20 protein-coding genes are annotated in these 25783 nt (G+C 55.8%); 8 read left to right on the top strand and 12 right to left on the bottom strand.

Annotated features, from left to right (window positions below; translation table 11 throughout):
- Positions 1-250: 250 nt before the first annotated feature.
- Positions 251-2386: a carboxypeptidase regulatory-like domain-containing protein gene (locus tag HS105_01255; GenBank protein MBE7515230.1), complete on the top strand. Its 2136-nt coding sequence runs from the start codon at positions 251-253 to the stop codon at positions 2384-2386.
- 81 nt (positions 2387-2467) lie between these two features.
- On the opposite strand, the gene HS105_01250 is transcribed toward HS105_01255, so the two are convergent.
- On the bottom strand, positions 2468-2869 hold the full coding sequence (locus tag HS105_01250) for a hypothetical protein (GenBank protein ID MBE7515229.1): 402 nt from the start codon (positions 2867-2869) through the stop codon (positions 2468-2470).
- A gap of 567 nt (positions 2870-3436) precedes the next feature.
- On the opposite strand from HS105_01250, the gene HS105_01245 reads away from it, so the two are divergent.
- The 6 genes from HS105_01245 to HS105_01220 are packed head-to-tail and all read left to right on the top strand — an operon-like array spanning position 3437 to position 12555.
- Positions 3437-6589 (top strand): TonB-dependent receptor, encoded by a 3153-nt coding sequence (locus tag HS105_01245; GenBank protein MBE7515228.1) that lies wholly within the window; start codon positions 3437-3439, stop codon positions 6587-6589.
- A gap of 52 nt (positions 6590-6641) precedes the next feature.
- Complete coding sequence (locus tag HS105_01240; GenBank protein MBE7515227.1) at positions 6642-7769, top strand: glycosyltransferase family 4 protein; 1128 nt, start codon at positions 6642-6644, stop codon at positions 7767-7769.
- A 43-nt stretch (positions 7770-7812) separates the two neighbouring features.
- Complete coding sequence (locus HS105_01235; GenBank protein MBE7515226.1) at positions 7813-9102, top strand: peptidase M14; 1290 nt, start codon at positions 7813-7815, stop codon at positions 9100-9102.
- Complete coding sequence (recN, locus tag HS105_01230) at positions 9103-10764, top strand: DNA repair protein RecN (protein ID MBE7515225.1); 1662 nt, start codon at positions 9103-9105, stop codon at positions 10762-10764.
- 4 nt (positions 10765-10768) lie between these two features.
- Positions 10769-11785 carry an asparaginase gene (locus tag HS105_01225; protein ID MBE7515224.1) on the top strand — a complete coding sequence of 339 codons (1017 nt, stop codon included), beginning with the start codon at positions 10769-10771 and terminating at the stop codon, positions 11783-11785.
- Positions 11782-12555 carry a glucose 1-dehydrogenase gene (locus tag HS105_01220; protein MBE7515223.1) on the top strand — a complete coding sequence of 258 codons (774 nt, stop codon included), beginning with the start codon at positions 11782-11784 and terminating at the stop codon, positions 12553-12555. The genes HS105_01225 and HS105_01220 overlap by 4 nt, the downstream gene beginning before the upstream one ends.
- A 3-nt stretch (positions 12556-12558) precedes the next feature.
- Here the strand turns inward: HS105_01220 and HS105_01215 are convergent, their stop codons facing one another.
- The 10 genes from HS105_01215 to rfaD all read right to left on the bottom strand — a co-directional run bounded on the left by HS105_01215 (position 12559) and on the right by rfaD (position 23051).
- Positions 12559-13203 (bottom strand): carbohydrate-binding family 9-like protein, encoded by a 645-nt coding sequence (locus tag HS105_01215; GenBank protein ID MBE7515222.1) that lies wholly within the window; start codon positions 13201-13203, stop codon positions 12559-12561.
- Positions 13200-14288, bottom strand: coding sequence for a DUF2156 domain-containing protein (locus tag HS105_01210; GenBank protein ID MBE7515221.1), 1089 nt, complete (start codon positions 14286-14288; stop codon positions 13200-13202). Before HS105_01210 ends, HS105_01215 begins: the two co-directional genes overlap by 4 nt.
- 65 nt (positions 14289-14353) lie before the next feature.
- Positions 14354-15991 (bottom strand): AarF/ABC1/UbiB kinase family protein, encoded by a 1638-nt coding sequence (locus HS105_01205; protein MBE7515220.1) that lies wholly within the window; start codon positions 15989-15991, stop codon positions 14354-14356.
- 115 nt (positions 15992-16106) lie between these two features.
- Positions 16107-17054: a bifunctional riboflavin kinase/FAD synthetase gene (locus tag HS105_01200; GenBank protein ID MBE7515219.1), complete on the bottom strand. Its 948-nt coding sequence runs from the start codon at positions 17052-17054 to the stop codon at positions 16107-16109.
- Positions 17055-17155: 101 nt separating this feature from the next.
- Positions 17156-17728 carry a hypothetical protein gene (locus tag HS105_01195; GenBank protein MBE7515218.1) on the bottom strand — a complete coding sequence of 191 codons (573 nt, stop codon included), beginning with the start codon at positions 17726-17728 and terminating at the stop codon, positions 17156-17158.
- A 35-nt stretch (positions 17729-17763) separates the two neighbouring features.
- The gene (locus HS105_01190) at positions 17764-18552 is read right to left on the bottom strand and encodes an SDR family oxidoreductase (GenBank protein ID MBE7515217.1); all 789 of its coding nucleotides are present in this window, start codon (positions 18550-18552) and stop codon (positions 17764-17766) included.
- On the bottom strand, positions 18549-19367 hold the full coding sequence (locus HS105_01185) for a 1-acyl-sn-glycerol-3-phosphate acyltransferase (protein ID MBE7515216.1): 819 nt from the start codon (positions 19365-19367) through the stop codon (positions 18549-18551). The genes HS105_01190 and HS105_01185 overlap by 4 nt, the downstream gene beginning before the upstream one ends.
- 30 nt (positions 19368-19397) lie before the next feature.
- Positions 19398-21170: an FAD-binding oxidoreductase gene (locus HS105_01180; GenBank protein ID MBE7515215.1), complete on the bottom strand. Its 1773-nt coding sequence runs from the start codon at positions 21168-21170 to the stop codon at positions 19398-19400.
- A gap of 48 nt (positions 21171-21218) precedes the next feature.
- A complete protein-coding gene (locus HS105_01175) occupies positions 21219-22028 on the bottom strand; it encodes a helix-turn-helix transcriptional regulator (protein ID MBE7515214.1) in 810 nt (269 codons plus the stop codon).
- 3 nt (positions 22029-22031) lie between these two features.
- A complete protein-coding gene (rfaD, locus tag HS105_01170) occupies positions 22032-23051 on the bottom strand; it encodes an ADP-glyceromanno-heptose 6-epimerase (protein MBE7515213.1) in 1020 nt (339 codons plus the stop codon).
- A gap of 124 nt (positions 23052-23175) precedes the next feature.
- On the opposite strand from rfaD, the gene HS105_01165 reads away from it, so the two are divergent.
- Positions 23176-24387, top strand: a complete 1212-nt coding sequence (locus HS105_01165) for a low temperature requirement protein A (GenBank protein ID MBE7515212.1) — start codon at positions 23176-23178, stop codon at positions 24385-24387.
- Here the strand turns inward: HS105_01165 and HS105_01160 are convergent.
- A complete protein-coding gene (locus tag HS105_01160; GenBank protein ID MBE7515211.1) occupies positions 24384-25706 on the bottom strand; it encodes a membrane dipeptidase in 1323 nt (440 codons plus the stop codon). The two genes, HS105_01165 and HS105_01160, sit on opposite strands and share 4 nt — an antisense overlap.
- Positions 25707-25783: the final 77 nt, after the last annotated feature.

The raw sequence follows: 25783 nt of genomic DNA, 5'->3' as shown, positions 1-25783 counted from the left end.
CTCGTGCCTGTGGTCCTCGAATTTTTACTGCCCGAATTCAACCTTTTTCACCGCATTCAGTTTCCAATATTAGAAGTGGTGTTTCAAATCAGGTGAATTGAGCCACTCGTGCTTTCGCTTGTTCACTTCCGCGCGATTTTTGACATTGCCGTGCGCATTTTATTAAAATACTGCGGTATTTCCTTCGAGAAATTGAGGCCGGTCATAACGTCGGTCCTCGGTCATAGGCAAAATAGTTAGGAGAAGTCTGATGAAAAGAAGATCAGCGAACGGCAAGATCCGTGTCGTTCTCGCAATTTTAGGATTTTGTCTGGTCATCGGTATCGCATTCGCTGTATCAGAACAGGAGACGAGCGCCGTTGCCAGCGGCCCGACCGGCAAACTTGAAAAGATGATCGTCGCTAACGGCGACGTGTCGATGCAGGTTGACCTGAGCAAGTTGAATAACGCCCGAACCAGAGGCACTACGAATGAACCGCTTCGCTTTGAGATCGAACCCGATTCATTCTTCAAACTGCTCGTCTTCAATGACGAGCTCCGCGGCCCGATGCCCAGCTCGATGGACGTAAAGCCGGCGAACAGGCCCGCCGTACCGTCCGCACTTGCCGCCTCGTACAACAAGCTAATGATCGAGAGCCTGCCTTGGGGCGGCCAGTATGAGCTTGCCGTACGCGACAGCGAAACGGGTTTCACGTTCTTCAATATCGAGGGGCACGAGTGGGAATATAATCCTGCCGGCCCATCGCTTGCGATCAAAGGCGGCCGTTTGCTCGTTTCGCCTGAATTCGCTCAGAGCCTGCGCAAGACAGCCCTTGCCGGTGCGATCGTCGGTGCTATCAATGTTGATATGAACCTCCGCACGGTCGAGATGACAAGCGTTGTCAACGGCGAAGAGACCGGCACCGTGCTTCCCGCAGGATTCGGCATGGAGTCGAATGCCAGCCTCGTACCCGGCCCGGATGTCATCGTCGGCGATCTCTCAGGCCTCGCACAATACGGCAGCCAAGTGGGTACGCAGGTCGGACTCGCGGTAGGAACCGATTCGTGCAACGCCGGTTCGGAGAACCTGGGCTGGTATCAGAACCCGAACAACAATCATCCGGTCATTCCGCAGAATCTTTATCGAATGAGCGCGAACGGCGATCGTTTTGAGCAGATCGGCCAATCATCGGTCAAACACGGCTTTACTGCATTGACGAATAATCTCTGCGGTTACGGCTGTAACGGCGTTGGCGGTTCGCAGCTCGGTGCGGGGTGTTCGGACCCATACAGCACCAGCCTGAACGCAGGGCCGAACCTCGGATCGCGTGCATGGGTCAACCCATTCACCGGCTTCTATCCGCGCGGCGACAGTGCCACACCGAACAACAATCACACCGGGCATTCGCACACTAGCACTTCGCACCGCGTACTCGTCGAGGTCAACGACCTGAACACCAGCATGAACTCCGGCGCGAAATACTACGCCGAAGGCCAGTATGTTACGCCGTCGGAATACACTTGGTGTCAATCGCATCCGGGCCAGTGCAATATGAACAATAACGTCTCATATCGCCAGTATTCGGTCTCGGGAACCACAAGCCCGTTCAGCTTCTCGCCGCAGGGATCGACGCAGAGACAGAAGGCCGCGATCACAGCGTGGACAGGTGCTACGATCCAGATCGTACAACCCGATCCGGCCGCTGACGGCATCGCTATGTTGGGTTATAAGGTAACTAATCCATCGGCCGGCGTCTGGCACTACGAATATGCTATCTATAACCAGGACCTGGATCGTGCGATACAGTCGCTGACGATACCAACGGGCCCCGGCATAACTCTGAGCAACGTCGGATTCCATGCTCCGCCGCAGCATCCCGGTTGGGCAAATGACGGCACTGCCTTGAACGAAGGCTTCAGCAGTGCGCCATGGACACAAACAATGGGTGACGGCACGGTGACGTGGGGTTCGGAAACCTTTCTCGGGAATCCGAATGCTAACGCCGTTCGATGGGGAACGCTTTATAACATCCGCTTCGATTCGAACCGACCGCCTCAGAATGGCAATGCGATCATCGGCTTCTTTAAGACCGGCGCGCCTATGACTGTTCCGGTACAGGTTCCGACACCTGTCGCCCTCACCAGTGTCAGTATATCGGGCCGTCTTACGAACGTGCTGGGGCAAGGCATAGCTAACGCCAAGGTCTCGCTAACAACGTCAGGCTCATCGGGTGCGAGATTGTTCACTACCACGAGTTCGTTCGGCTATTACTCGTTCGAGAATCTGACACCGGGCGAGACGTACACCATCGCTCCGACGTCCAAGCGCTTCACTTTCACGCCTTGGACCGGAACGGTGAACGATAATATGTTCAACATGGACTTTATCGGCGTTGCCATTGAGTAACGCGGCAGATCCATCAACACAAAAAAGCGGCAGGCTCTTTTCGGAGCTTGCCGCTTTTCACATTTACCTGTCTGAGCAGTGTCAGTTGACCCACTCTTCTTCATAATTAAGATGCCAATGCCGTGTTACCCACTCTTGTGCCGCCGTCATAGCAACGTTCTTCCACTTTCGCAGATTCTCGATGATCGACAGTGCCGCCATAGGCTTGCTCGGATCGCGCTCGACACGGATGACCTGTGTCGAAACTTCGATGATCGGCTTTTTCTCGCCCATGATCTTGAGTTGGACAGCCGAACCGACAGGCGGCAGTATCTCCAGGTTGACGAGGGCACTATTCTCCCCAAGATTTTCCGTCAGCCCCTCGACCGATACCGTCTGGCCGCTCTTCTCATCAACCCAGCTTGCCAATACCGGCATGCTTGCGACAATTCTATGATGCAATGGCGTTTTGTATGATGCAGTTGCGTATTCCGCGTTAGCCATTATTTCCCCCTTGGTCCTACTTATTCAATGCTATATAAAAACCGCCTTACCGGCGTTTCCTCATTAAAAGGAAACGCAAATCTAGGTCATTTTTACAAAAAAGTCAAGTATCCGCGATACTGATAAAAATTTCAAAAACATCACTATTGCAAAGCACTCTCCGCAAAGTGAAGAACGTTTGTAACATAAGGCATTACAATTAGCAAGACAAAGCCGACCGAATGTGCGTTTATTCAGCCGAATGCGTGCTGCCGAAATATTGGGCGCAAACGCCGCGATCGGCTATTTCAGGCGCGGAAAGGTACTAAATTTGCGTGTTCAAGAGTGAGCTACTACGCTTTTGCCCCATCTGCTTTGTTCGATCGATTTGGAAGGCTATGTTAAGTGGTAAAAGCTTGTGCAGCAATAGTTTGCAGTATTTAAGGAAGTTGCGGTTCGAACACGATGAACAAATTCCCATCTCATCTCAATCCAAAATCCGCAATAAAAATCCGAAAAACTAATATTTGACGGGCAGAAAGCCCTCAAAAAGGACAAAGAAACCAAAATAGACGGAGTCAAAATCCAATGTTCAAGAATTATTTAGGAAAGCTGGCATCGGCCATCGCGTTCGCACTCATACTGAGTGCCGCGACGATCTTTGCTCAGTCAACCGTAACCGGCGGTATCAACGGTAAGATCACTGATCAAGCCGGTGCTTTTGTGCCTAACGCCACCGTAAAAGTTACCAATTTAGGTACGAACGCAACTGTGACCGTAACGGCAACCTCGGACGGCGCATACAGCGTGACCCAACTCAACCCCGGAACGTATCGCGTTGAGATCACTTCCGGCAACTTTGCACCTGCGAAGGCCGAGCCGGTCATCGTAGAGGTCGGCCGCGCAACGCCGGTCGATGTGAAGCTCTCTGTCGGCACGGCAGAAGCTGTCGTCGAAGTTACCGCAGAAGCGCCCGTTATCAACACGAGCGACAACTCAAGCACAAGCAACTTCAACCAAACTGCGATCAATGATCTTCCGATCAACGGCCGCCGCTGGTCGAACTTCGCGATCCTCAGCCCGAACGCGGTTCCCGACGGAACCTTCGGCCTGATCAGCTTCCGCGGTATTTCGGGTCTGCTGAATAACAACACGATCGACGGCGGTGACAACAACCAGGCGTTCTTCTCAGAAGAGCGTGGCCGCACACGCATCAACTACGTTATCAGCCAATCGTCGATCCGCGAGTTTCAGGTGAACACATCGAACTACTCAGCCGAATACGGACGAAGCGCCGGCGGCGTGACCAACGCTGTTACCAAGAGCGGAACGAACCAGTTCCACGGCGAACTGTTCTACTACAACCGCAATAACCGGAACGGTGCACGCAATCCGCTGCAGTTCGGGTCAGTGCTTGTCGGCGGCGTGTCGACAAGGGTTCCGGTGAAGCCTGTCGACCTTCGTGAGCAGTTCGGCGGAGCGATCGGCGGCCCGATCGTGAAGGACAAACTGTTCTTCTTCTTCAGCTACGATCAGCAGCGCCGCAACTTCCCGGGGCTTTCGGTCTTCCAGAATCCGGGCTACCTCAACACCGCGAACCGCACGCTCTTGTTGGGCCTCGGCCTTACCAATCCCCAGATCGACAGCACGCTGAACTTTCTCAATTCGCTTACCGGCGAGACACCGCGTAAGGGAAATCAGAAGATATTCTTCCCGAAGATCGATTGGCACGTTAATTCGAACAATACGTTCTCGATCAGCTACAACCGCCTTCGCTGGAAGTCGCCGGCCGGTATTCAGACACAGGCCGTCAACTACTACGGACGTCACTCGTTCGGCAATGACTATGTGAACGTTGATTCGGTCAACGCTCGTCTTCAGAGCACATTCTCATCGAATATCCTGAACGAATTCCGCTTCCAGTACGGCCGCGACCTCGAGTTCCAGACCAGCCAAGAGCCGCTTCCGGGCGAGCCGCAGACCGGCCATACGTTCCTCGGCCCGCGCTCGCCGAACGTGTTCCTGACGAACGGTCTGCAGTTCGGTATCCCGAATTTCCTTGAAAGGCCGAAATATCCGGATGAAAAGCGCTTCCAGTTCGCTGATTCGCTGACCTACATCCGCGGCCGCCACACATTCAAGTTCGGTGCTGATATCAACCACGTTAAGGATGATACACAGAATCTTCGCTATGAATCAGGCGGTTATTCGTACAACAACATCAATGATTTCATCGTTGATTATGTACGCTTCTCGACGCCTTCAAGCGTGATCTCGACCTGTGCGACCAACCCGACCGGCGTCGGCCGTGTTCCCGGAAAGTGCTATACGAGCAACTACAGCCAGGGCATCGGCTCATACGGCCTCAAGTTCTCAACAACTGAGTACAACTTCTTTGCACAGGATGATTACCGCATCACGCCGCGTTTGACCATCAACCTCGGCCTCCGCTGGGAGTATGTCTCGCTGCCGTCGGCAATGCTGCCGAACTCAAGCACAGCTCAGATCCCGAATGATCTCCGCACGCTTGCCGAGGCAACCTCGACGCTTCCTAATGACAAGAACAACTTCGGTCCGCGCGTCGGTCTCGCGTATGATGTTTTCGGTGACGGCCGCACATCGCTTCGCGCCGGTTACGGCATCTATTATGGCCGTATCCCGAACTCGACCATCTATAATGCTCTGATCAACACCGGCAATCCGGCAGGCCAGGCACAGATGAGCGTACCGATCGCGACCGGTTCGACACCGAACCCGAACGCTCCGTTCTTCCCGAACATCCTGCCGAACAATCCTGCAAGCTTCACGCTTGGTGCGATACAGTTCTTCGCACGTGACTTCCAGTTCCCGCTGATCAATCAGTACGACATCGTGCTTGAACATCAGCTCTGGAAGAACACGGCGGTTTCGGTTTCGTACATCGGCAGCTTGGGCCGGAACCTTCCGACCTTTGTCGATCAGAATCTCAAACTTGTCGGATCGACGACCTATACGGTCAGCGGCGGCCCCGGAACGACATTCACACTGCCGCTCTACGGGCGTGCGAACACCGCGTTCCAGCAGTTGACCCAGATCCAAAGCACGGTCAATTCCGAGTACAATGCAGTTGTATTCCAATTCAACCGCCGCTTCACAAGAGGCCTGCAGATGAATGCGAGCTACACTCTCGCAAGGGCGACCGATACTAACCAAAACTCGGCGACCTTTACGCAGAACAACAGCCCGTACGATGCCTTCGACCGCAGCTATGATGAAGGCCCAAGCAACTTTGACGTTCGTCACAAGCTGGTCTTCAACGCAGTGTGGGCACCTCAGTTCTACAAGGGCCCGAAGACGTCGTTCTACAACTACATCCTGAACGGCTGGTCGGTCGCTCCGATCTACGTCTTCTACTCAGGCAGGCCGTATGACGGTAATGTTTCGGGAACGAGCCTTAACGGATCGAACGGTGACAACCGTTTCCCGCTCAATCCCCGCAACTTCTATCGTTTGCCTGCAATGTGGAATCTCGATCTGCGGCTCTCGAAGCGTTTCAAATTCAACGAAACGATGGCCCTCGAGTTCCTCGGCGAAGCGTTCAATATCGTCAACCGTACGCATGTATTCGGCGTCAATACGACGCTCTATACGCGCAGCGGCACGGTGCTTAACTACAACACGAATTTTGGAGCTGTCACGTCCACCGACAGTACACTCTATCGCGAACGTCAGATCCAGTTTTCGGCTCGCTTCCAGTTCTAACTCGTCCTTTTTAGGATCTCAGGCACGCTCGTTCATTCGGGCGTGCCTTTTTTTGTCTGTCAGTGTCGTGTATCTTTCCTTTGTGCGTATCCTGCAGATATCATCGGCAAAGACCTTCGGCGGAGGCGAGCGTCGTATACTAGACCTTTGCCGTTCGCTCGATGACCGCGGACATGAGGTGTTCGTTGCCCTTCGGCCGACGAATGAGTGGCAAACGCTGTTCGAGTTCCTTCCTGCCGACCGCTTCCTGCATTTATCGGTACGCAACTCTTTCGGTATGTTCAATGCCAAGGCGATCGCCGGCTTTTTGAAGGACAACGGCATCGACATCATTCATGCGCATCTTGCACGTGATTATCTGGCTGCCGCCCTTGCAAAACGCCTTACGCCGGCCGCCAAATGCGTCATCACACGCCATGCCGCACTTCCGCTAAAGCCTTTCCACAGGCTGGCGCTCAGGAATATCGATGCTGCTATCGCCGTTTCGGCAGGTGCCGAACGCGAACTGGCGAAAAGTTTCCCGAAAGAAAAGATCCGTCTGATCCCGAACGGCATCGCCTTTGGCAGCTACGACAGGCTCGATCTCGGAGCCGAATTTCGTAAGCTCCACTCTCTGAACGCTGATGCTCCGCTTGTCGGAACCATCGGCCAACTCATGCCGTCAAAGGGGCAACGCGACTTTGTCCTCGCTGCAAATGAGATCGTTAAGCACGTTCCCGATTGCCGGTTCGTCATTGCCGGGGTTGACCGCTCGATAGATAAACGTTTTCGACGCGAGCTTAGGCGGCTTGTTTCTGTGCTCGGCCTCGAAGACAGATTTCTATGGCTTGATTGGATCGCCGACCTCACGCCGCCGCTTTGTGCCTTCGATGTTTTCGTTTCACCTGCTCAGGCCGAGGGTTTGGGGCTTGTGCCGCTTGAGGCGATGGCCGCCGGAACAGCGGTCGTTGCTACCGATACTGCCGCAGCTCGCGAGATCATCGGCGAGATATCACCGCTCGTACCGCCCAATGATGCTCTTTCAATTGCCGCGTCGGTCATCAAGCTTCTTTCGGACGAGCCGCTTCGCCGCAGGACCGCCGAACGGCTTCGCTCTGCCGCACGCACGCGTTACTCAGCCGACACGATGGCCGAGGCGGTCGAGAAACTCTACAGCGACGTACTTGCGGTAAAGGCTTGATCGCGGTTTCGCAATATCCGCTTTATCGGTTTATCTTATTGTAATGAAAAGGGCTTGGCTTTTGGTGCTGATCCTGATCGGATCGTCAATGAACTTATCCGCGCAGACCGCAAAAGAATTTGGCACGATCTGGGATGAGGGTCACATCTCGAACAAATTCCCGTCCGATGTCAGGCACTCCGACCTTAAGGTCTACATCGAACAGCTTCGCAAGATCGGCGTTTCGGCAAGCGAGGTCGGCAAGAGCGGTGCCGGACGTGAGATCTATCAGCTTGAGTTCGGAAGCGGGCCGCTAAAGGTTTTTCTATGGTCGCAAATGCACGGCGATGAGCCTACTGCGACATCTGCTCTGATCGACCTCTTTGCATATCTCGAAAAGAATAAGAGCGAGCCGGGCATCAAGGATATCGCTACAAAATTGACGTTGCGCGCCGTGCCGATGCTCAACCCCGACGGCGCCGAAGGCTTTACACGAGTAAACCTCCAGAATCTCGACATAAACCGCGACGCCGTTAAATTGCGCACGCCTGAAGCTCGCCTTCTGAAAGAACTCCACAATGCATGGCACCCCAACATCGGCTTTAACCTGCACAATCAAAAGTATCTTACGACCGTGGGGCCGACTAATGCGCAGGCCTCTGTCTCGCTTCTTGTTGTTTACGGCGACGCGGCAAAGACGACAAATGACGGCATTGAACGCAACAAGCGCCTTGCAGCGGCGATGGTTCGCGCGCTCGAACAATTCATTCCCGGCCACATTGCCCGCTATGACGATGAATATACAGCATCGGCGTTCGGTGATAATTTCACGGCGTGGGGAACTCCGGTCATCTTGGTCGAAACAGGAGGGCTTTACGGCAAGGACGAGTCGTTCCTTGTTAAGATGAACTTCGTCGCATATATGACGGCCCTTCGAGCGCTCGCCACCGGAAGCGAGAAGAATGAAGATCCCGGTGCCTACCTCACTCTGCATGAGAACAGTTCCGGCGGCCTCGTTAACTTTGTATTTCGCTCGGCATCGGTCGGCGGAAAGAATGTTGACATCGCCGGCGTTACGGAGCGTACCCGCGCGAGCGCGTTCCAACCGGTAAGGATCCGTTCTGTCGGGAATATCGGAAAGGTAAGCGGGCTTGAAGAATACGATGCATCAGGATTCAATGTCGTCCCGCGATTCAGTACGCTAAAACCGGGTGAGCTGATGGAACTTCTATTTTACCGAACGGCCCGCAGCATCGATCTTAACGCCGCAGGCCTCGAAGGCACCGAGCCGCCTGACGCGATATTTTCCGGCGGCAAATGGCTTAAAGGCGAGGGTGTCGTGCCGCGAAAGTGAATGCTTAGCTTTCTAAAGATCAGCAATGTCGCATTGATCGACGAGCTTTCTATCGCGTTCGGCGAAGGGCTCGATCTTTTGACCGGTGAGACCGGATCGGGCAAATCGATCATTGTTGACAGCCTCGATGCCCTGGCAGGCGGCAGGGCAAGCAGCGATCTGATCAAGCAGGGTGCCGACACCGCAGTGATCGAAGGTATCTTTACCGCCGATGATACCGTGCTTGACGCATTGCTTGTCGAAAGCGGCATCGACACAGGCGATGAGATAGTGATCCGCCGCGAGATATCGGCGGCCGGAAGGAACCGCATCTTCGTCAACGGACGGCTTGTTACACTGGCCTTGCTGAAACGCATCGGAGACAGGCTTGTCGATATTCACGGCCAAGGCGAGCAGGCGATGATCTACGATGCTGCCGCACATCTCTCGATACTTGACGAGTTCGCGGGCCATCACGATCTGCTCGAAAAAATCGCGGCAGCGTATAACGAATGGAATTTGGTCAGCGAGCAGCTCGCGTCGCTTCGGCACGACGAGCAAGAAAAGCTCCAACTTGTAGATGTTCTGAAATTTCAGATCGATGAGATCGACCGCGCGGCCCTTCACACCGGCGAGGACGAAAAACTTGAGGCTGAAAAGCGCCGCCTTGCAAATGCAGAAAAGCTGTCAGTGGCAAGCGAGGAGGCTTACGGCCTGTTGTACGAGCGTGACGATGCGACGCTTGCAACTCTCGAGCGTGCCGCCCGCCGTGTCAATGAGCTGGCAGAGTTCGACCCGGCATTTGCGGAATTTACCGAAGGCATCGCTTCGGCACAGGCGCTTCTTGAAGAGCTTGCATTCGCGGCCCGAGATGTGCGTTCACGGCTAGACTTTTCGCCTGAACATATCGACGAGATCGAAACGCGGCTTGCAGCGATCGCCCACCTGAAGCGCAAGTACGGCGGTACGATCGAGCAGGTACTCGAACACAGGGAGCGTTCTGCAGAAAGGCTTGAGAATATCGGCTCGGCCGAACTGCGCGAAGCCGAACTTCGCAAGCAGCTTGAGGTCTTGGCCGCTGTCTATATGTCCGCTGCCGAAAAGCTGCGTCGATCGCGCACCAAGGCCGCACGTTCGCTGGCCGGCAAGGTTATGGACGGCCTTGCCGATGTAGCTCTTGAGGCCGCAGTATTCGAAGTCCGTCTAACGAGTGATGAGAATGCTTTCAGCTCACAAGGAACGGACATTGCCGAGTTCTACTTCTCGGCAAATCCGGGCGAACCCGTTCGGCCACTTGTTAAGATCGCATCGGGCGGCGAGGCTTCGCGTCTGATGCTTGTGATAAAGACCGCGGCGCAGCTTGGTGCCGACTCGCGGACCGTCGTCTTTGACGAGATCGACGCCGGTATCGGCGGGCGTGTCGCTGAAGCGGTCGGCCGCAAATTGAAAGCATTATCGCAAGGCCATCAGATACTGTGCGTTACACACCAGCCGCAGATCGCATCGCTTGCGGATCGACATTTCGTAATAACTAAGACAGCGGAAAATGGCAGGACGTCGATCTCTGCGGCTGAGCTTAGCCCCAAGGAACGAGTAGAAGAGATCGCACGTATGCTCGCCGGTGAGGCCGTGACCGAAGCCGCCCGCGAGAACGCGCGTTCGATGCTTGCAGGAGCAGGATAGGATCATGAGCGCAGACATAATCGCCCGCGTAATCCGCGGCAACACCGTCGAATCTATCCATCGCGGACATCTTTTGATCCTCGATGGTGCAAGGAATGTAATAGCATCCGCCGGCGATATCGACACGGTCGTATATTACCGCTCGTCCGCAAAGGCGTTTCAGGCTATACCGCTTATAACAAGCGGCGCCGCCGATGCTTTCGGCTTTACCGAGGCCGAACTGGCACTCGCGGCCGCCTCGCATTCCGGCGAGGCCCACCACGTCGAGATCGCTGCATCAATGCTCGCAAAGGCGGGCTTTACCGAAGCCGATCTCCGCTGCGGCTCGCATCTGCCCTTCAGCCAGCCTGATGCTCACCGCTTGATAGCCGCCGGCGAAACGCCGTCGCAGATTTACAATAACTGCTCAGGCAAACACGCCGCGATGCTTGCCTTCGCACGGCACATCGGAGCCGATACTGCGGATTATGATTCGCCGACGAACCGCATCCAAAAGCGTATATTACGATGCATCGCCGAGTTTGCGGAGGTTTCGGAAGAAAGCATTGCCGTGGGCGTTGACGGCTGTTCTGCACCGAATTTTGCCCTGCCGCTGCGTTCGCTTGCCGTCAGTTATCTGAATCTGCTCGATGCTTCGAAGTTCCACGAGGTTACAAATGCGGCGGCAAAGCGTATCGTCGCAGCCATGCTGAACCATCCTGAGCTGATCGGCGGGACGGGACGCCTCGACACGCGGCTCATGCAGGCCGGACACGCCAAATTGATCTCAAAGGTAGGTGCGGACGGTGTTTGGCTTTGCGGCGTGCTGCCGTCAGAACGCTGGGCAAATGGCCTCGCGATCGCCCTCAAGGTCGAGGACGGCGACGATCACAAGGCGAGGCCGGTCGTTGCGGCGGATATCCTGCGCCGGCTCGGCGTCGTTGACGGCGTTGAGCTAGCCGATATGTCGCCAATGGCGGTAAAGAGCCGCCGCGGCGAAACGGTGGGGCAGATCTCAACCGCACTCGATCTGCAAATATGAGTAGGAACGTACGCGAACTCTTCGACCTGACGGGCCGAACGGCAATAGTTACCGGCGGCTCGCGGGGGCTTGGCCGCGAAATGGCAGAGGCGCTCGGCGAGGCCGGAGCCAACCTTATGTTGTGCGCACGCCGCTCCGAGTGGCTCGATCGATCCGTGTCAGAACTCGCCGCACGCGGTTTCAATACAGCAGCCACTGCCTGCGACGTCAGTGTTCCGGACGATGTCGAGAAGGTCGTCGCAGAAACTGTATCTGCGTTCGGCAAGGTCGATATTCTCATCAACAATGCCGGCGTTTCTTGGGGTTCGATGCCGGAGGATATGACCCTCGAGCAGTGGCAGAAGGTCATCGACATCAACCTCACCGGCTCATTCCTTTTTGCACAGGCCGCCGGCCGCCGCATGCTCGATAATAACGGCGGCTCCATCATAAATGTAACTTCCGTTGCCGGGCTGACATCCTCGGCAAATGGCCCGTTTTATGCAGGCTATGCCGCCAGTAAGGCAGGTCTGATTGGCCTTACGCGTGAGCTTGCCGCAAGCTGGGGACGCCGCGGTATCCGCGTAAATGCGATCGCGCCGGGCTTCTTTCACTCAAGGCTCGCTGACCGCGTGATCGACATCTACGAAAATCAGATCCGAGAGGACAACATCATTCCGCGTATCGGTGAGGCAGGCGAACTGAAAGGCGTTACGGTCTTCCTCGCCTCGGATGCTTCGAGCTACATCACCGGCCAAGTCATACCCGTTGACGGCGGAATGACGGCTTGACGCCTATTTGACGAATCGAAATTTTCCGAACGCTGACGGCACATGAAAAGAGGGCTGCGGCGTCATCGTCGGCCGCCACGCAAGGTAGCCGCGCGTCGGCCCCGAGCCGACACAGCGAAAGAGGTTGCCCGGCCACAGGCCGTCAGGTTTCGGAGCAGTGCCGAATGCTGTGAACGGCACCCTGATCGCCATCACGATCGCATCGCAGTCGATACGCGCGGCGGCGCTCATTTGTGAATCAAGGTCCCAGTCCGTCTTCCGTTCACCCTCAATGACCTCGATGCCGAGGTCGAGCCATTCGCCGGTCGGAGCGACCTCAAATTCGAAATATTTGTAGGGTTCATCATTGTTAGGTGAGATGAAAAGCTCGCACACGTCGCGTTCCCAAAGGCCTATCGACTTTGCCGAAGCATCCGGCTTATCGCTGACGATCGGCGGCTCGGCATTATCCATATCGAACCGTGTGTACAAGGCCTCGCTCGACCATAGCAGCCGAGCAGTAAAATGCCTGCTCGCAGGTGCGGCTTCGCCTGACCAGTAGGTTTTTATCTCGGTCGCGTCCGCTGCCTGCCAGATAGCACTGTCGAGGAACGTGTCCGGCGGTTCATCCGCGTATCGGATCAGAATGATATCGTCTGCGCTCGTCATGCTCTGCGTACGATCCGCTGCTTTGCCCAGCGGGCCTCCGTTGCGGCGGCTTTGACGAGAGCCTTTGCGAAAAGCCGTATCGGAGCGTTGCCGCTGAACGCACCGGCTATCGCATAAAGTGTGTGAATCGAAACCCGCGGTTCATTTGAGACCGCGAATACAGGCTCCCACATCACCGGCATAAGCTTCGCCTTGAACGCATCGAGGCCGTCAAAGTTATAGAACCGCTGCCCATGCTTTCGTATCCAGCCGAGGAAGATCCGCAGCCAGAGCGGCTGTTCCTGCGGCGGCACATCGGCGCGGCATGAGAGCGGCGATAGGCCCAGCGTCGCATACCCGAACCCATCATCGGCAATCGTACGCATTGCCGTATCGATCATCAGCTCGACCGTACCGTTCGGTGCTCCGGGACGATGCGGAAATTGCTCAAAAAGCCAGCCATTCTTTTGAACCACCGGCGAGAGTACCACAAAGCCTGCTACCGTTCCGTTATGTTTCGCGACAAAAACCCGGCGGGCCGCAAGCCGCTCAAGCGTGTCGGATTCGACCATAAAGCGCAGCGGCGGCAGTCCTTTTGTCGCGAGCCATCGCGTAAGGCAATCAGCAAGATCCTTATTGCTTCCGGCTTGCTCGATAGGCCATTCTTCAACTTTAACGCCCTTGTTGCGTGCACGGTTCAGTTGCGCCCGCATCGATCTGCTTCCGGCCGCGGCGGCAGGCCAATCAGGAGGCTTCCATACAGGTTGTGCCCCAAGCAGTATCCGGCTGTAACGCTCATCGCCTGAGACCAGCGTTTCAAGCCGGGATTCGGCGGCAAAATAGCAGACGCCCTCACCCGCCTTGTCCGCTTCGGCCTCGAACTCTCGGATGATGTCGCCGAGGCGCTCCTTTTTACACACAGGAGCACCGACAACGACCCGAACCCCGTTTGAACGCACAAAGCCTATCACTGCGTCAGCGTCAGCGGCGAACCAGCGCTCAATGCCCGGATTGACGATCTGAAAGGCGGTCGAATTCCAACCGTGCGTGAGAATCAGTTCACGCGCAAGCACCAGGTCCGACCTTTCGTTGACGTTTTTGTCCATTCAAAGATGACCCGATGTCATCCTGCGCGAGTCTGAATTCAAAGCCGTGCCAAAACGAGCCGTGTTTAGCCGTTCAGGACCGTCTTGAACGCCATTTTGGCCAGCTTCCATGTGCGGTCCCAGTCTATCTTGCCTTCGGGGCCGCGGCCCAACAGCTTATCGACGAAAAGCTTTTTGAAGTCGCGCCCCTCACGCCGCAGCATGAATTCCTTTGCATACGGCTTTGCCGTCTCGAAGAAGTTGAATTCCGGGTCCGTTATGATGCCGATGCCTTCGAGCGTCATCAGAGCACGCATAATATACGTGAAATTCGACGGCAGACGGAACGGATAATCATATATCACATCTGCGAGGTCGTAGGCGAGCTCCTTAAAGTTGACATCCTTTAGCTTCAGGTTGAAATGAAACTCGAACATACGTTCGACAACAGGTTTTACCGTTGCTTGCGGAGTTCCCGGCTTTAGGAAATCCAGATCGATAAGGTCTTGAGCGATGCCTGCCGGATCCTTGCCCACGACGTGGAAAAAGGCATCGATCATCTTTGACTGCAAGTCCGGAGCGATGCGGCCGACCATGCCGAAATCGAAGAACGCGAGCCGCCCGTCATCCATCACAAGCAAGTTGCCGGGATGCGGATCGGCGTGAAAGAAGCCGTCTTCCAAAAGCTGTTTGAGATAGGTTTTGATCAACAGCCGGTTCACCTTCGCGGGCGAAACGCCGCGGCGGGCCTGCTCGTCGAGATCGGTAACTTTGATACCGCGGATGAACTCCATTGTAAGTACACGCTTTGAAACGGCTTCCCAATGGATAGCGGGAACGTGTATGTTCGCCCAATCGCGGAAACTGTCGCGGAACCGCTCCGCGTTGTGCCCTTCGGCAACATAATCCATCTCTTCGTGGATGGTTGCGTCGAACTCGCGCAGCATACCGACCCAATCAGCGTTCTCGTTAAGCTGCGGAAAGCGTTCGGCAAAGCGAGCAACCCTTTTCAATATCACGATGTCGCCCGCGATGGTGTGTTCAAGGTTCGGCCGCTGAACCTTAACGGCAACTTCATCGCCGCTGTTAAGCCTCGCACGATACACCTGCCCGAGTGAGGCCGCAGCTATAGGTTCGGCGTCAAACTCGCTGAAAATATCGGTGATCTTTCGCCCAAGTTCGCGCTCTATGATGGAATGCGCGACCTCATTCGGGAATGGCGGCACTTGATCCACCAGCGTACCGAGCTCCTTGACAAATGGCAGCGGCAGAAGGTCGGCACGCGTACCCATCGACTGCCCCATCTTGATGAAGGTCGGCCCGAGCTTGATGAGCTTGTTCTTTAGCCAAACTGCCTGCCGCTCTTGGTTCGTTTCTTTGTCGCGTTCCGTTCCGACATAGAAACGGCGCAACGCAAGCATCAAGATGTGAAAGAACCACTGCTTTATACGGACGAGCTTCTCGCCGTAAACCGCCGCACGCGTCAGTGAGATCGCCTTTGCCATACGAGCATCCATTCGTCTGAGATGGTGCTTGCGGTGAATGTCGTATTGATCGAGGTAAAGATAAAGCGAGAGCATCGCGATAACACGCGATATGCTGAGCAGGCGTATAGTACCGGCGATCTTTCCATAGCCCTTCTTGACGGATGGCAGCGGCCTTTGAACATTGCCGCCGCGCGCATCGCCGACGGCCGCCCTTTCCTTTAACGCAAGTTCTTCCATCTTCCGCCCTGTCTCATTCCTTGAGCCTGCAATTGTCCGGCTAAGAAAATGCTTCGATGCCGATGCTCACGCACTATATGCCAAAGAAGTCACCATTGCGCCCGCGTACTGACACTCACATCGCAGGCATATTCTTTACGCCCTGCCGTCCGAAATAGTTCAACGCGCGTGCGATATCACGCTCTATCTGTGCCCGAAGCTCGTCAATGCCGCCGAACTTCATTTCGTCACGAATGCGATGCAGAAAGCGTACCCGCAGTACATCACCGTAAAGGTCCTTATCGAGATCGAAAATATGCGTTTCGACCGACATATCGGCACCGTCGAATGTCGGCCGCACACCGACATTCGTGATGCTCTTGCACCAATTGCCGTCTATAAGCGTAGCGGTCGCGTAAACGCCGAATTTCGGCACGACGCGATTCACGGGATTGAGATTCGCGGTCGGAAAGCCGATCGTGTGCCCCCGGCGATGACCGCGCACAACTTCGCCCTCGATACCGTAGGGGCGGCCCAGCATTCGCCGAGCAAGGTTAACGCGTCCCTCGGACAGCAGCTTGCGTATCTCCGATGAACTTATCCTGCGGCCCCGCAGTTTCACTTCGCCGACCTCGTCGGCAAAGAAGCCGAACCTTTCGCTCTCATGCTTCAGCAGTTCTATATTCCCGCCGCGGCCGCGGCCGAAGGCAAAACCTTTTCCGAGATAAACCTCTTTAGCATGAAGCCGCTCGTGGATCGTATGCAAAATAAAATCCTCGGCGGGCTGCCGCGAGAATTCTTTGGTGAATGCGATGACGATGGCCTGCTCGATCCCGAGAACTTCGAGATTGGCAAGCCGCTGATCGAGCGTTTGAAGCAGCGGCGGAGCCGACTCAGGATGCAGTACGGCACGCGGATGCGGATCGAACGTGATCGCGGTCGAAACGGCGCCCAGCTCCTTGGCACGTTCGACCACGATCTTCATTATCTCTTGATGGCCGAGATGCAGGCCATCGAACACGCCAAGCGTCAGAACCGTCGGTTTGGCAATGCTCGCATTCTCTGTTCCGTGAAAGATCTTCATCGTTCGCTGCTCGATCGGCGCTTTCTATAAGAATATGGCGTTCGGCGAAAAAGATTAAGCGGCAAAGTGCGGATCGCTGCCGCGCTGCGGGCTTACGCGGCTCAAAATGGTATCAGGCCTCGCACTTCTTCGCCGGTAAGAACGCGATAAGCGGGTGCATACTGTGCCGAATAACTCTCGCTGTGATGAATAGCGGGATAACCGGCCTGCCGCATTTTCTTATCGAGTTCTTTCCAATTTTTACGCGTCAGCTTGCCGAAGTGCTCTGTTTTGAGCCTTTTGCCGAACTCTGTCCATGCTGTTTCAAATTCTTCACGGCTCCCGCGAAATTCCCTTGCGCTTGCCAGAAAAGCATCGAGCAGATCAGCTTCCTTGCCGCCGCTCGTCTTGAAACGTCGCAGACTCAGCCGGCCGATCGAACCATCGGGACAGAGCGGCACCCAAAGCATCTCGTCATCCTGCGGCTTTGCCAGCTTTGCCCATTCGCCATCGAGCCATTTTGCTGCCGAATCGCGGTCGGGCGCTGCATGTTCGCCGCCGCGTGTCGCTTGAAAGATCCATTTGTACGCATCTTCAACGCGTGTCGCCGGCTGATGCTTCCAGATCGGTATTGCATGGTCGAGCAATGCGGCAGGTGTACACAACAGCAGAAATGAAAGGAATGTCGCGATCATAAGCGAAGGTTATTGTAACAGTGTTCAGTGCCCTGTCAGCTTTTGCCGAGGCCTCGTCGGGAATTTATTCTGCGGATCAGTGCCGCTGAAAGGCTCGGCGGCAAATGTCTCGTTAAAAAAACGAACAGTTTGTTCTGAATACCCGGAACGATCAGGAATTTACCCTTTAGCGCACCTTCAACGCCCGCCTTTGCCGCCGCTTCCGCAGATATCCCTGCGCCGGGTTTGTCGGCGATGCCCGCCCGCTGCCGAAATTCGGTTCGCGTGATGCCGGGCGAAAGGATCGAGACCTTGATGCCTTGGCCCTGCAGCTCGCTCCGCAGCGATGCTGAAAAAGAATAAAGAAAGGACTTGCACGCGGCGTAAACCGCCTGCTGCGGCACAGGCGAGAATGAATAGACCGAACCGACATTCAAGATAATGCCCGAACGCCGCGGCCGCATCTGCCTCAGCACGGCCTTTGTCAGGTCGAGTGCGGCAGCGATCTGTACTTCGGTGAGAGCAAGCTCGTCGCCGAGTTCAGTTTCTGCGAACTCGCCCTTAACTGCAAATCCCGCATTATTCACCAAAAGTCGTACATCGTGCCGCTCGATCGCCGCAATAAGGGCCTTTCTCGCCTCCGGAACTGCCAGATCAGCGGCAAAGAACTCAGCCCTGATGCCGAATTCGGTTGTCAGATTCTCGGCCAATGCCTTAAGCTTGTCGCCGTCACGTCCGGTAACAAGAACGTCAAAACCACGCGATGCCAACTCAACCGCGACGGCACGCCCGATGCCCGATGAAGCACCGGTGATGACGGCGGTTCCGTGCAGATGTGCGTTCATTCGGAAACGGCAGGACGCGAACCCGGATTCCGCTCAAAGAAGTCTTCTTCCATTCGCTTGATGACGGTGCCGATCTCGCGAACCGCCGACAGGCTCGCACGCTTACGCGAGGCGTCAGCGGCAACGTCAGGCGATATTACCTGAAGGTCGATCTGAAAATGCGAACCTCGCGGCGGATAATTCGAATATGAGGTCTGCTTCGGGCTTCGGATATAAGCACAAAGCACCTCGGGTCTATCGAGCGAAGTGAGTATCTTACCGGCACCGAATCGCAGGCGGTCAACTTCGAATGTCGCCGTCCGGCTCCGCTGCCCTTCGGGAAATATCAGCACCAAATGTCCGCGTGAAAGCAAATATCGGCAAAGATTCAAGACAGCATTCTTATGCGCGGCCGAGCCTTTACGGTCGATAAAGATGCACTTCGTCAGATACAGCACCGCATGGTGGATGAACTTTTTCTTAAAAAAATCGCCCGCCGGAATATTCCACATAAAGGCACGATAATTAAAAAAGTACCAGCGGTTCGGTGCGAATGCCCAAATAAGCAGTGCCGAGTCGATAAAAGTGAGGTGATTGGCACATATCAGCAGAGGCGTGCCCGCGTGTTCCCTATTGAACCATATCCTTTGAAATCGCCGCCGTATCTCGCGCAAATTGTCGATGCGGTAGGCGCGGACGTACTTCATCATAAAGACCAAAACCGCACCAAGCGGCAGCAGCAGAATGCGGCAGACATTTTCCTGAAAACGCAGCTTCTCTATCTGCCACATCGGCGGATCGGCAACGTCTTTCGGCTGCGATCCGCCGCGGATCATTTCAATCAATCTTTCAGCACGAAGCATCGCCTAACCCAGATCCTGGTTGCCCGAAGCAAAGATATTGCTCGGATCAAGTGCCTCCTTCAGTTTAGTCTTCCATTGCAGCGACGTTTCAGACATGATCTCGGGCATGAATTGTCTGCGTATCTTGCCTACGCCGTGATGGTGCGAGAGCGAGCCGCCGCACCGCAGGATCTCTTCGCGGGCAATATTTTCAAGGTCAAGATAGACCTTCGACGGCTGCTCTATGCCTTTGAAGTAAAATCCGAAATAAAAGTAGATCGCAACGCCCGTGCGGTAAAGCTGCGTTATCCGCGATGTAACGAAGGGCTTGCCCGGCAGGCCGCGCTTTGCATATTCCTCAAGGAGCACCCGCTTTACGTTCTCACAGATCGCAAGAGCGTCGCTCCACTGGCAGCTGGTCTCGAACGACTCGGCGATGATGTAGTAGTTCATCAAGAAGTCGCGGATGTAGGCGATGCTGTAAGTGAGTTGATAGCCGCGGCGGCCGTTATCACCGCCGGCTTTCATTCCGCCGTGCCGCTTTGCAATGCGGTATACGTCCCGTTGCTGCCGCTCGACCTCATCGCGAGTGCCTTCGAAAACAAGCGTCAGAGCGACCATCTTGTATGGGTCGAAACCCTTGATCTTTGTAACAAAGAACTTCTGCACCTTGCTCATAAGGTCGGCTGCGGCGCTGTTCGATGCCGGCTTGAGTGCAAGGCCGAATTGGAACTGCAGGTTGTCAACAAGCCTGCAGCTTGCGGGCGGCGTCGACCCCATAACGAGATCGTGCATAAAGGCATAGCCGTCCTCGTAGGCCGGGAACAGCACCGAGCCGTACTCCTGCACCTCCGGCAGCGGAAAAAGCTTCACAACCGCCGATGTTACGATGCCGAGCGTCCCCTCCGAACCGAAGATGAGCCGACGGATGTCCATTCCGATCGACTCACGCGGTGCCTGATTGAGCCTTTGCAGCGTACCGTCCGCCGCGGCAACGGTCATATCGATGACGATATCTTCGATGTTGCCGTACTTGTTCTTTTTCATTCCGCTGGCATGTGTTGCGATCCACCCGCCAAGCGTCGAAAATTCGACGCTGTCGGGCTCATGCCCCATCGTTACACCGTAATTCTCAAGCTGCGACATTATGTGCCGCCCGACGGCACCGGCCTCGATACAAGCGGTCCTATTCTCGGTATCGATCCATCGGATCCGGTTCATTCGCCGCATATCGACCGAGACGATCATCCGCGATTCGCTCTCGCGGCAGCGAAGCGCGTCCGTTACGTTCGTGCCGCCGCCGAACGGTATAAGGACGACGCTGTATTGCTTAGCACTGACTATGAGTGACGCAACCTGCTCTTCGGTCTCGGGAAAGACGACCGCGTCCGGAATGCGTCCGATGCGGCCGTACTTTATCTCGAACATCTCTTCCTGCGTGTGGCCGTGTCCGTGACGCACACGGGCATCCAAGCCCGCATCGATCTGGCCTTCACTGAGAAATGTTGTAAGCTGCTTGAGAAATTCCGCATTCTTGACCGCAGGTGCGATCTCCGGCGGATAGTGCGGCTCGAAACGGTCGTTCACATCGAGATCGATATCAAGCGTTTCGCGTATCCACGGCAGAAGACGAGGCAGTTCCTTGCCGCTAAGCTCATAGCGGCTGCCTGTGATCGCCACGTTGCCATTGCCGTTGATGGTGAACGAAGTATCCTGAAAGCCCCAATTCTCAAGGCTTTCGGCCTCGTCCGCACCAATTGCCACAGCAGGCGGATAGATCAACTTTCTTTCTTGCACGCTCGCTATCGTATCGCACCTGCGAACAAGCGTGCTTGAACGATTCTGCTATCGGAGGAAAGACGTGAGTGAGCTCTCGCGCGTGAGGTCGGTCGGCGCGATGCCTAGTGCGGAGCGAAACGTCCGCGACAGATGTGCGGAATCTGCAAAGCCTGCTTCGTGTGCAGCCTCGGTCAGCGAACCCGTGCTTGCAAGCAGATGAAGCACGTCACGCAGTCGGAGCCAAAGCAGATATCGACGTACGGGAACACGCACATGCTCACTGAAAAGATGCGAAAAGCGGCTCTCGGAGAGATCGACCTCGGCTGCGATGTCCTTTACGAGGATGCCGCTCTCGCGGCCCGCGCGTATCCATTCGATGCTTTGCAGTACACGAGGGTCGATATCGTGCCGGCCTTGGCCTGCCGACATCGAAGCGATCATCTCGACCGCAGAACGCATAGCGGTGGTTGACGCTGCCTCGTCGCCGCTTAGGCCGCAAAAGGCCTCACGCAGCCGCGGCACCGGATCATTATCGATCGGAACGATATGATCCGTATTGGCCGAGCCGAACAGCATACGGCCGAACTCGCCCTCCGGTGCGATCAGCAGCATCGCCATCGCGACGCCATTGCCGCGTATCGCATGGCGGACGCCGGCAGGCACGAGTGCCGCTACGTGGTCACGCCACGTTTGGCCATCCGCACTTCGCAGCCCGAATTGGCCATCGAGAGCAATGCAAACCTTGATCGCAGGCGACTCATGCAACTCGGCTAAACCCGCGTTACCTATGAAAAGCCCGAAGTCTTCCCACAGCAGCACCCTGCCGCGCCAGCCGGCGCTATCCCTTCGCGAACTCTGCTCAATCGTCGAGCACATTATTCAGTCGCCTAAATGCTTTCCCTCGACAAGATAATTCTTTACATAGTCGGCCACGGCGGCGCCAAGCGGTGTCGTCCCGGCCGCGTAGCCCGCGTTGCGGATCCGCGAAAGATCGGCGAGCGTGTGATATTGATAGCGGCCGCGAAGGTGTTCGGGCATATCGATGAACTCGACATTCAACGGCCTGCCGATCGCAGCGAAAACCGCTGCAGCAAGCTCGTTCCACGTACTCATCCGCCCCGAACCGACATTGAACAAACCGCCCGACATGTCAGAACCCGAAGCGTTAGCGAGGGGCATGTCAGAACCCGAAGCGTTAGCGAGGGGTGCGAAGAAGTGCAGCGTCATATCGACCGCATCCTTTACATAAACGAAGTCGCGACCGAACTCGCCGTCTTTGTACTCGGGGTTGTGGCTCTTGAAGAGTTTGAGTTTGCCGGTCTCATTGATCTGGCCGAACGCCTTGTTGACCAGCGAACGCATATCGCCCTTGTGATCCTCGTTCGGGCCAAAGACGTTGAAATACTTAAGCCCGACGATACGGTCAAAGTAGCCGCTCCTCGCCGCATATTGATCGAATAGCTGCTTTGAGTAGCCGTAAACATTCAGCGGCCGCAGCCTGTCGAGGCTGTCGGTACCGTCCGCCATCCCTGCCGAACCGTCGCCGTAGGTCGCAGCCGACGAGGCATAGATGAAGCGAATGTCGTTCTCGAGTGCAAATTCCGCCAGATCCTTTGTGTATTGAAAGTTGTTGCGGAGCATATAGTCCGCATCGCGCTGAGTGGTCGAAGAGCACGCGCCGAGGTGAAAGATCGCTTCGACATCCTTAAGATCGCCAATGTCGTCAATAAGATCATCCGCGTCGATATAGTCTGCGAATTTGAGCGGCACAAGGTTCTTCCATTTGTCGGTCTCATCCATCCGATCGGCGATCAGAATGTCGTCGCACCCCAAGGCATTCAGCCGCCAGACGACCGCACTGCCGATGAAACCAGCACCACCTGTAACTATTATCCTCATGGGGTTTCTTTGAACCTAAATTTGTTCCTCGTATCATTGTATAAAAGAATCGCATAGGACTTCCATTTTTCATTTACATATGCCCGAGCACGAGAACGGAATACTGCATCACCACCGGCGACCGATGAGCGGACGCGATATTAACGAAGTGAACCGCGCGACCACGCCGCTCGAACTGCTCTTTGACCTGACATTCGTCATCGCTTTTGGCGTGGCGGCGTCGCAGTTCGCACACGCTGTGGCTGAGGGCCATATCACGACCGCTCTTGTCGGCTTTGGCTTCTCGGCATTCGCGATCTGCTGGGCCTGGATCAATTTTTCGTGGTTCGCGTCCGCCTACGACACCGACGATCGGCTTTTTCGCGTGACGACGATGGTGCAGATGATCGGCGTTTTGATCCTCGCACTCGGCATACCGGATATTTTCGCGTCGATGGATAAAGGCGAACATATCGACAACCGGATAGTCGTCCTCGGCTACGTGATAATGCGCGTGGCAATGGTGTTTCAATGGCTGCGTGCCGCAAGGCAGGATACCGCGCGCCGCCGCGCGTGCCTCGCGTATGTCAAGGCCATCTCGTTCGCCCAGATCGGATGGGTCGTAATGATCTTTCTCGACTTCTCGCTCGGCGTCACGCTCGCTCTCTCGGCCGCGCTGATAGCGATCGAAATGCTCGGGCCATTCTTGGCCGAAAGCAAGGACGGCGGCACGCCGTGGCACGCACATCACATCGCCGAACGCTATTCGTGCATGGCGATCATCGCCCTCGGCGAAGGGATCGTCGGCACCGTCGCGGCCCTTTCAGCCGTGATCGACGCTCAGGGATGGACGCTCGATGTCGCACTCGTCGGTTTTGCCGGAACGAGCCTCACGTTCGGGCTGTGGTGGGTCTTCTTTATGCTTCCGTCAGCGCAAGTGCTGCACGCACGGCGTTACAAGTCATTCGTCTGGGGCTACGGCCTTATGATCACGATCTCATCGATCGTCGCGACCGGTGCGGGGCTGCACGTTGCCGCATACCTTATCGAGGGCAAAGCCAAGATCGGCCCGGTTGCCGTACTGCTCTCGGTCGTCATCCCGGTCGTCGTCTTCCTTGCCTCAATCTACGCCCTTTACGCGTATCTTGCCGAAGGGTTCGACCGCTTTCACCTCCAGCTCCTACTCGCTACATTCCTCGTCATCGCCGCCGCTATCGCCGCCGCAGCACTCGGCATATCGATACCCGCCTGCCTCGTCATACTGACACTCGCCCCCGTCGTTACCATCGTCGGCCACGAAACTGTCGGCCGCAAGCACCTTGCCGCAATACTGAGTAAGGAACAAGTGTCGGTTTAACGTGCCTCGGCCCGAATACGGCGGCCGATCTCCTGCACTTCATCGAGGACACGCAGGAGATTGCCGCTCCAGAGCTTTGCGATCTGGTTCTTTGTGTAGCCGCGGCGAACGAGTTCGAGCGTTACGTTGAAGGTCTCGTCCGCTCCGTCCCATCCCTCGACGCCGCCGCCACCGTCGAAATCAGACGAGATGCCGACGTGGTCGATACCGATCTTCTTGACAAGATAGTCGATATGGTCAACGAAATCCTTTACGTTCACATCCGGGGCAGAGTCCTTTAGGCGTTCGCGTATGACCGCAGAATTCTTCGCCCTAAACGCCTGCATCTTTTGGAAGTATGCTTCCATCTCGGCCTCCGGCATCTTGCGGATCTCGTCGCGTGAGAGCAGCGTAAAGCCTTCCTTGGCGGCAAGTTCCTTCATCAGCTCGTTCATCTTGGCCGAGCGGAGAGCGCTCTTTGCCGTGTTCACATAGCTGCGGAATGCGACGGCCTGCACGACGCCGCCATTCTTTTTGATCGCCTCAAGCTGTTCGTCGTCAAGGTTGCGGCTATGATCGCAAAGTGCGCGTGCGCCCGAATGCGACGCGATCACGGGAGCCTTGCTCAAGGCGATGGCCTGCAGATTCGATTGCTTCGACGGATGCGAGAGGTCGATCATAATGCCCCATTTGTTCATCTCCGCGATGGCCTTTTTGCCGAGATCGCTTAGTCCGTTGTTGAGCCAAATGCCGTCGGCCTCGCCTGTGTTGGAATCGGCGAGCTGGCTGTGGCCGTTATGCGCGAGCGACATATAACGTGCTCCGCGGTCTGCGAATTCCTTGATGCGGCCAAGGTCCGTACCGATCGGATAACCGTTCTCGACGCCGATCATCGCGACGAGCTTGCCCTCTTTAACGAGGCGTCGAACGTCATTTGACGTCAGCGCAATGCCGATCTCATTCGGTGCGTACTTCTCGGCAAGACGGTGGATCGCTTCGAATTTGTCGATCGCATTCTTATACGCGGCCGCGTAACCCTCTTCGGTGAGCGGGCCTTGGCCGGTGTAAACCACCATCCACGAAACATCCAGCCCGCCTTCACGCATCTTCGGGAGGTTCACTTGCGTTGACAGCTCCTGCGTGTAATTCACCTTGTCGGTGAAATTGCTCGTGCTGATATCGTTGTGAGTGTCGAGCGTGATGACCTCTTTGTGGATCTTCAACGCCTTTGCACGTAGCTTGGCCTCGGCCTTGTCTCCGCGCGTCTGCGCAAGAACAGAAAGGCCGGGCAGCGTCGCAAACAACGCAACCATCGCTATAGCCGACAAAATTTGTTTCATTTATATTCTCTCCCGATATTAGTTCTGGTGAAGTTAGATTACAGGCAGACACACGAATCGAGCAAATCTCGCATCCG

It is taken from the genome of Chloracidobacterium sp. (assembly GCA_015075585.1).
Taxonomy (GTDB): Bacteria; Acidobacteriota; Blastocatellia; order Pyrinomonadales; family Pyrinomonadaceae; genus OLB17.
Note: the sequence above shows the minus strand (reverse complement) of the source record. Positions and strands in the feature narration are given on the sequence as shown.